This window comes from Calidithermus chliarophilus DSM 9957, from assembly GCF_000430045.1.
GTDB classification, from domain to species: Bacteria; Deinococcota; Deinococci; order Deinococcales; family Thermaceae; genus Calidithermus; species Calidithermus chliarophilus.
The window spans coordinates 199,647-207,331 of record NZ_KE387027.1; the positions used below are offsets into that span (position 1 = coordinate 199,647).

Sequence of the window (7,685 nt, forward strand, 5' to 3'; positions counted from 1 at the left end):
TCGGCCCCGCGGGGCGGGGTGCAAGAAAGGGGCTCGAGGCCCGGTCTGGGCGCCCGGCCAGCCGCGATCAGGCCGGGGTATAAGCTGAACCATGACCCTCGCCCAGCGCTGGACCCTCACCGCCACCGTGCTCGGCTCGGCGGTGGTCTTCCTCGACTCCACCGTGGTCAACGTGGCGCTGCCGCGCATCGGGCAGGAGCTGCGGTCGGGGCTGTTCGGGGTGCTCGAGGCCCAGTCCTACGTCTACAACGGCTACTTGCTCACCCTCTCGGCCCTGCTGATCCTGGCGGGGGCGCTCAGCGACGCCTACGGGCGCAGGCGGATGTACGCGGTGGGGCTGGTGGGCTTCGGCGTCACCTCGGCTTTGTGCGGGCTGGCCCCCAGCATGGACGTGCTGATCCTGGGGCGGCTGTTGCAGGGCGTGGCCGGCGCCCTGCTGGTGCCGGGTTCGCTGGCGCTGATCCGGGCGGGGTTCCCCGAGGGGGAGCAGGGCCGGGCCATCGGCGTCTGGTCGGCGGCTTCCTCGGCCACCACGCTGCTGGGGCCGCTGGTGGGCGGGGTGATGGTGGACACGGTGGGCTGGCGGGTGGCCTTCTTGATCAACGTCCCGCTGGTGCTGCTGGCGCTCTACGCGCTGCGCGCGGTGCCGGAGAGCGGGGGCGTGAGGGCGGGCCGCTTCGACTGGGTGGGCTCGCTGGTCGTGGCGCTGGCGGTGGGCGGGCTGGCCTTCGGGGCCATCCGCGGGCAGGAGCAGGGCTGGCGGGACCCCGGCGCGTTCGTGGCGCTGGGCCTGGGCGCGCTGGCGACGCTGGTTTTCCCCTTCTGGATGGCCCGCGTGCCCCATCCCCTGGTGCCCCTGTCGCTCTTCCGCTCGCGCACCTTCGCCGCCATCAACCTCTCGACCTTCCTGATCTACGGGGCGCTCTACGTCAGCGGCTACTACCAGGCCATCTTCTTCCAGGGGACCCTGGGCTACACCGCGCTGGCCGCCGGGGCGGTGGGACTGCCCATCGGCCTCGCGCTGAGCCTGTTCTCGGCCCCCGTGGGGGCCATGGCCGGGCGCTACGGGCCGCGCCCCTTCCTGGTGGCGGGGCCGCTGCTGATGGCCTTGGGGCTGCTTTGGCTGGCGCGCATCCCGCTGTCGAGCCTCCCCTGGCGGGCCACGCCGGGCGACCTGTGGCCCTCGAGCGGCTACCTCCCCGACGTGCTGCCCGCCATGCTGGCCTTCGCGGCGGGGCTGTGCCTGCTGGTGGCCCCCCTCACCGCCGCGCTGATGGTCTCGGTGCCCGGCGAGCAGGCCGGGCTGGGCTCGGCCATCAACAACGCGGTGAGCCGGGTGGGGCCGCAGCTGGCCGGGGCGCTGATCTTCGTGCTGATCACGCTGGGCTTCCAGGCCGACCTCGAGCGCCGCAGCCCCCAGCTCACCCCCCAGCAGCGCAGCCAGGCCGCCCCGCTCAACCCTCCCCCCCAAACCCTCTCTCCCGACGCGCAGACCGCCGTGCGCCAGAGCTCGCTGCGGGCCTTTCACCAGGCCATGGGGCTGTGCGCCGTGCTGCTGGGGGCGGGGGCGGTGGTCAACGCGGTGGGCCTGCCGTCCCGCCGGCCAGGCTGAGGGCCAGCGCCCGCACCTCTTCGGCCAGCTCGAGCCCGGCGGGGGTGAGGCGGTAGCCTACGGCCCGCTCGAGCAGCCCCGCCTCTTCCAGGTCTTTGAGCGCCAGGGTGAGTGCGCGGTTGGTGACGCCCGGCAGGGCCCGCAGCAGCTCGGAGAAGCGCTCCTGGCCCTGCGACACCCCCAGCAGCACCGGCAGGCTCCACTTGCGCAGGCCCACCTCCTCCAGGCCCCGGGCCCGCAGCTCGCGCAGCAGCCGCAGGGCCGGGGTGCCCAGCAGCATCCCCTCGGGGGTGAGGAGGTACTCGGGCCGCAGGGGGTGGCCGTGGCCGGTGTTGCGCAGCACCCAGCCCTGGGCGGTGAGGGCCTCGAGGGTGCGCGAGAGCGAGTCCCGGCTGATCCCCAGGCGGTGCACCAGCGTGACGAACTTGCTGCCGTCGGTCTGGTGCAGTTCGGCCAGCAGGGGCAGGGCCCAGCGGTTGTGCATGAGGTGGGCCAGGGCTTGCAGGGGGGAAAGCTGCGTCAGCATGGGATGAAATCAGCATAGCGCATTTCGCTATTGACATAACGCCGCGCTTGTATAAAAATCGTACTCGAAGGGGGACAACATGACCAAGGAACTGGCTACAAAGTCGGCGGAGGCCATGGGCTACAAGAGCGGCGTGACCATCGCGCTGGACGTGAGCGACCTGCAACGTTCCATCGCCTGGTACCGCGACGTGCTCGGCTTCAAGGTGCAGTACGTGTTGCCGGAGCTGGGGTGGTGCGAGCTCGAGACCGCCACCAAGGACACCACCATCGGCCTGTCCGAGGTGCAGGAGGTCAAGCTGGGCAACTGCACGCCCGTCTTCGCGGTCGCCGACATCGAGAAGGCCCGCGAGCACCTCGAGGCCCACCAGGTGCGCTTTGACGGCCCCACCCGCGAAGTGGGGGGCATGGTCAAGCTCGCCACCTTCTACGACCCCGACGGCAACAGCTACATGCTCTCCCAGAGCCTGCCCCAGCAGTGAGGAACCCGACATGATCGCCCCGATTCTCGCCGTAAACGACGTAGACGCCAGCGTGGCCTTCTACACCGACAAGCTCGGCTTCAAGCACGACTTCAGCTTCGACGGGCCGGACGGGAAGAGCGCCTTCGCCTTCGTCAGCCTGGGCCAGTGCAGCATCGGGCTGAGCCGGGCGCAGGGCCTGGAGGCCCGCGGCCAGGGCGTGGTGCTCATGGCCTACGTCCCCCAAGACTTCGACCTCGAGGCCTACTACGCCGACGTGCAGGCTAAGGGGGTCGCCATCGTCGAGCCCCTGCAAGAGCAGTACTGGGGCGACTGCAGCTTCACGGTGCACGATCCCGACGGGTACGTGATCTGCCCGACCAAGACGGTCAAGCAGGTGGCGATGGAGGAGATCGCGGCGGTGATGCGGGGGGAGCGGGAGCAGCAAGTTCTCTAACCCAGGTCTGTTTTTCGAGAGGGCGAACTGTAGGTTCGCCCTTTTCTCTTTCCTCTGCTTACTGGTTGGAGTAGGGCCGGTGTGCGGTGCTGTGGTTTGGTGTCCCCTGCTCCGCCGTCGGAGGGTGTAGGGGGAGGCCATTCCACGTGGCGAGGGCATCGCGGTACGCGATCCGGCATACGCCGGAAACCTGCTCCCCCTCGCACCCTCCGAGGGACTCGCGGACATGCCGCCGGGCCTCAGTGCCCGCGTACGCGGGGGTGCGGGCCGCACCTTGACCCGGCGGCATGCTCGTCTGCGCCACCTCCCTCACCCCCTCCCGCGTGAGCCGCGGGAACACGGCCGGGGCAGGACAGTAACCACCGAGCGGATGTCCCCTGGGGAGTGGGGCTGTAGTCGGCCTGCAGGGTGGGCACAACCCCAGTGGATGATCGATTTCAAAAGGCGTTCAGCTATCGGCTATGGGCTATCGACTATCGACTATCGACTATCGACCATCCTCTGCCCGTCATGCTTGCCGCCCCAGCGCGGCTCCTGCCCCTCGGGTGTGAGGATGAAGGCGTTGCGGTCGTCGCTGAGCTGGGCCTGGAGCAGCTCGAGCACCTTGCTCTTGGCGCGGCTGTTGAGGATGGGGAAGAAGAGTTCGTAGCGGCGGTCGAGGTTGCGGGGCATTAGGTCGGCGCTGCCGGCCCAGACGCGCCACTTGCCCTTGTTTTTGAAGGCGGCGATTCGGGCGTGCTCGAGGTAGCGGCCTACCAAGCTGCGGGCCTGGGCCGCGCGCCACAGGGTGGTGAGGGTGGAGCGCACGATGAGGTGCAGCTTGGCGCCCTTGCGCAGGGCTTCTTCCAGCGCGAGCAGGATGGCGGGGTCGGTGAGGTGGTTGAACTTGAGGATGATCTCGCCCTTTTTGTAGGCCTCGCCCGCGATGGCCTCGCACAGGGTCTCGCGGATGCCCTCGGCGGTGCGCAGCAGGGTGGGGGTGGGGACTTGTTTGTGCTCGAGCGCCTCGAAGAAGCCGGCCACGTCCTGGGTGATGCGCGGCTCGGCGGTGAAGAGGGAGAGGTCGGTGTAGAGCCGCCCGTTGACGGGGTTGTAGTTGCCGGTGCCCAGGTGGGCGTAGGCCTGGCCGTGGCGCCGCACGTAGAGGGCCTTGGCGTGGACCTTCTTGGCGGGCAGGGGAAGCACCCGCACCCCGGCGCCCTGGAAGCGCAGGCTCCACTCGAGGTTGGCTAGCTCGTCGAAGCGGGCGCGGCCCTCCAGCAGCACGGCCACGTCCTTGCCGGCGCGGGCGGCCTGGATCAGGGCCTCGGCGATGCCGTTGCGCGAGCCGATGCGGTAGAGGGTGGCGCGGATGGCCTCGACCTTGGGGTCCTGGGCGGCGGCCAGCGCGAAGGCCTCGACCTGGCCGTAGTCCTCGAAGGGGTGGTAGAGCACCAGGTCGCGCCGGTCGAGGTAGCCCCAGGGGTCCTTGAGGAAGCCCTTGGCCCGCTCGATCTTGGCGGGGGCGAAGCGGGCGCTCGCGGGGCCGTCCTCCACTGCCGTGCTCACGAAGCGCAGGTCGAGGGGGGGTGGGAGCCGGAAGACCTCGTGAGGCTCGAGCTCCAGCGCCACCCGCAGGGTCTCGGCCCAGAGCTGGGGGAAGTCGTCCTCGAGCTCGAGGTGGCTCACCCGCCCGTCCAACCGGGCCTCCAGGGCCTCGGGCAGCTCGTCCCAGTCGGCGCGGGAGCGGGCGAGCTCGGCCAGGCGGATCAGGCGGAACTCGTAGAGCTGGCTCTTGCCGGGCACGAAGAGGTCGGAGCGCATGCGCACGAGCGCCCCTAGCCGCACGTAGCTCCCCTCGCGCCCAGGGATGGGCAGCAAGCGGGGCAGGCTTTCGGGCAGGCGGATGAGGTGGTGCATCAGGCCGTTCCCGGCGGCGAAGTACAGCGCCTGGGGGGCCAGGTCGGCCATGGCCTCGGGCCGGATCAGGTCGGTGAGGGGGGCCACCTCCTCGGCCAGGTAGGCCCCGAAGTACTGCTGCTCGGCCTTGGTGAGCTGGGCGGGCTCGAGCACGTGGATGCCCAGCCCCGCCAGCTCGCGCAGGAACTCGCGGTAGAGGCGGCTGGCCTCGTCGGCCTGGTCGCGGGCCTCCTCCATCAGGGCCACGTAGCGCGCCGAGCCGCGTTCCTGGAGGAAGGCCCGCGAGAGCCGCGCGGCGAAGAACTCGTCCATGTTGCTGGCCCAGATGCCCAGGAAGCGCAACCGCTCGAGCAGCGGGAAGTCGGGCCGCAGGGTCTGCAGCAGCACCCGGCGGTTGAAGGCGAGCCAGGAGGCCTCCTGGCTGACCTGCACCCCCCGGATCTCGAGGCGGTCCTTCCCCCCGCGCTTCATCGCCCCGGAGTCTTTCGCCCTTTTGTCAGGGGACTGTAAGCCGTCCTTACCCTTACGCTTGCCCACGTCACCTCGAGTGTACCCAAAGGGGCCGTGCCCGAGGGCAAGCTGTCACGCTGAGTGGCGTGTGGCTTGTAAGCGATAACCCGTCAGCTATCAGCCCTCAGCCGTCAGCGAAGGGCGGAAGGCTCGTGGCGTGTGGGGAAAGCATCTTGCCGGCCGGGAGGGCTTATCCCCCCTAGCCCCCCTTACTAAGGGGGGAACAAGGCGTCTGGCGTCTCGCGTTTGGCGTTTAGCTATCGGCGTTCGGCCATCGGCGTTCGACGTTTTGCTTATGATTTGGCCTATGCAGCGCATCGGCATCGTGGACCTGGGCTCAGGCACCAGCCGGCTGGTGGTCTACCTCTTCGAGCCCGGCAAGCACTTCCGGCTCGTCGACGAGATCCGTGAGCCGGTGCGGCTGGGTGAGGGGCTCGCCAGCGGCAACCGCCTGACCGCCGGGGGCATGGAGCGGGCTTTCTCGGCGCTCAAGCTCTTCGCCGACTTCGCGCACGCCACCGAGCTCGAGGAGGTGCGCGTGATCGCCACCAGCGCCGCCCGCGACGCCGAGAACGGGCCCGAATTCCTGCGCCGGGTGCGCGAGCTCGGGCTCAACATCCGCATCCTCTCGGGCGAGGACGAGGCCCGTTACGGGGTGATGGCCGTCGCCAACAGCTTCGCCCTCGAGGACGCCTGGGTGATGGACCTGGGCGGGGGCAGCGCGCAGCTCTCACGCATGGCGCAGCGCCGCTACAGCTTCGGGCGGGCCTACCCGTTGGGGGCGGTTCGGCTGACCGAGATGTTCTTGAAGTCCGACCCGCCTAAGAAGGGCGAGGTCGAGGACCTCGAGCGCTTCGTGAAGAGGGAGATGCGCGAGGTGCTGGCGCAGGTGCGCGAGGAGCCGCTGCCGCTGGTGGCGATGGGCGGCACCATCCGCAACCTGGCCAAGCTCGTGCAGAAGCAGCAAAACTACCCGCTGGACCTGGTGCACGGCTACTGGCTCGAGCGGGCCGCCCTGGAGGAGGCGCTCGAGCGCCTCCTGAAGATGCCGCTTCCCGAGCGGCGCGACCTCGAGGGCCTGCAGAGCGACCGCGCCGACATCATCGCCGCCGGGGGGCTGGTCTACCGGACGGTGCTGCGCGAGGGCGGGTTCAGGGGGCTGTGGGTCTCGGGGCAGGGGGTGCGCGAGGGGGTGTTCTACGAGGAGTTTTCGCCCGCCCCGCACCTCCTGAGCGACGTGCGCGGCTTCAGCGTGCGCAACCTCTTCGCCCGCTACCCCCAGGAATTCGCCCACACCGCGCGGGTGCGCCACCTCTGCCGCCAGCTTTTCCGCGCCCTGGGGCCCCTCCACGGCTACGGCCCCGAGGACGAACGCCTCCTCGACGAGGCCGCCATCCTCCACGACATCGGCATGAGCGTGGCTTACTACGACCACCACAAGCACGGCGAGTACCTGGTCATGGGGGCGGCCATCCCCGGCCTGACCCACCGCGAACAGGTGCTGCTGGGCCTGCTGGTGCGCTACCACCGCAAGGGCGAGCCCAAGGTGGGGGCCTACAAGAGCATGCTCGAGGACGGCGACCCCCGCCGCCTGCTGCGCCTGGCCGCCATGCTGCGCCTGAGCGAATACCTCGAGCGCTCCCGCGCGGGCCGGGTAGAGGCGCTCGAGGTGACCCTCGACGACCGCCACGTGCGCCTGGGCCTGCGCGCCGAGAGCGAGCCCTGGGTCGAGATCGCCGAGGCCAGCAAGCAGGGAAAGCTCTTCAAGCAGGCTTTCGGGCGAGAACTGGTGGTGGAGTGGGCGCGCTGAGAGCCCTCAGCGGTCAGCGGAAGGCCCGTTGCTCCTGGCCTGTGGTTCACCCCTCCCCGTCCCTCCCCGCCCGCGGGGAGGGGGTATCCCCCCGGCCCCCCTTGCTAAGGGGGGTGACAAGGCGTTTCGCGTTTCGCGTCTTGCGTTTTGCGTCTTGCGTACGGCGTAGGACGTGGGACGTACGACCCGCGCCCGGCGCTCTACCGCACCGTCAACTGACCGCTCGAGCCCAGCGCGTACAGCTTTGGCTCATTGACCAAAAACAGCCTGGGCGGCGCGGCGAAGTACGTGCCAGACGAGAGGGCCCGCAGCTTGTAGCCCACCACGTACTCCCCGGCGGGGAGCTTCTCGAAGAGGAAGACGGCGCGGTCGTCGAGCAGGCTGGTGCTGGCGTAGTAGTTCCCGTCCGGC

7 protein-coding genes are annotated in these 7,685 nt (G+C 70.0%); 4 read left to right on the top strand and 3 right to left on the bottom strand.

Annotated features, from left to right (window positions below; all coding sequences use genetic code 11):
• The first annotated feature begins 91 nt into the window (after positions 1 to 91).
• Complete coding sequence (locus MEICH_RS0117985) at positions 92 to 1,612, top strand: MFS transporter (protein WP_027893740.1); 1,521 nt, start codon at positions 92 to 94, stop codon at positions 1,610 to 1,612.
• Here MEICH_RS0117985 and MEICH_RS0117990 read toward each other — a convergent pair.
• Positions 1,575 to 2,138 (bottom strand): winged helix-turn-helix transcriptional regulator, encoded by a 564-nt coding sequence (locus MEICH_RS0117990; RefSeq protein WP_027893741.1) that lies wholly within the window; start codon positions 2,136 to 2,138, stop codon positions 1,575 to 1,577. The two genes, MEICH_RS0117985 and MEICH_RS0117990, sit on opposite strands and share 38 nt — an antisense overlap.
• A gap of 79 nt (positions 2,139 to 2,217) precedes the next feature.
• Here MEICH_RS0117990 and MEICH_RS0117995 point away from each other — a divergent pair, with 79 nt between their 5' ends.
• Entirely contained in the window at positions 2,218 to 2,619 is a 402-nt protein-coding gene (locus MEICH_RS0117995) for a VOC family protein (protein ID WP_218916433.1), read from the top strand.
• A 10-nt stretch (positions 2,620 to 2,629) separates the two neighbouring features.
• The gene (locus MEICH_RS27400; protein ID WP_051304330.1) at positions 2,630 to 3,055 is read left to right on the top strand and encodes a VOC family protein; all 426 of its coding nucleotides are present in this window, start codon (positions 2,630 to 2,632) and stop codon (positions 3,053 to 3,055) included.
• 480 nt (positions 3,056 to 3,535) lie between these two features.
• Here the strand turns inward: MEICH_RS27400 and MEICH_RS0118005 are convergent, their stop codons facing one another.
• Positions 3,536 to 5,425, bottom strand: coding sequence for a polyphosphate kinase (locus tag MEICH_RS0118005; protein WP_174422454.1), 1,890 nt, complete (start codon positions 5,423 to 5,425; stop codon positions 3,536 to 3,538).
• 346 nt (positions 5,426 to 5,771) lie between these two features.
• Here MEICH_RS0118005 and MEICH_RS0118010 point away from each other — a divergent pair, with 346 nt between their 5' ends.
• Positions 5,772 to 7,274: a Ppx/GppA phosphatase family protein gene (locus MEICH_RS0118010; protein WP_027893744.1), complete on the top strand. Its 1,503-nt coding sequence runs from the start codon at positions 5,772 to 5,774 to the stop codon at positions 7,272 to 7,274.
• 200 nt (positions 7,275 to 7,474) lie between these two features.
• On the opposite strand, the gene MEICH_RS29530 is transcribed toward MEICH_RS0118010, so the two are convergent.
• Positions 7,475 to 7,685 (bottom strand): alpha-2-macroglobulin family protein (locus MEICH_RS29530; RefSeq protein WP_036219685.1); only part of this gene is annotated, 211 nt, incomplete at its 5' end.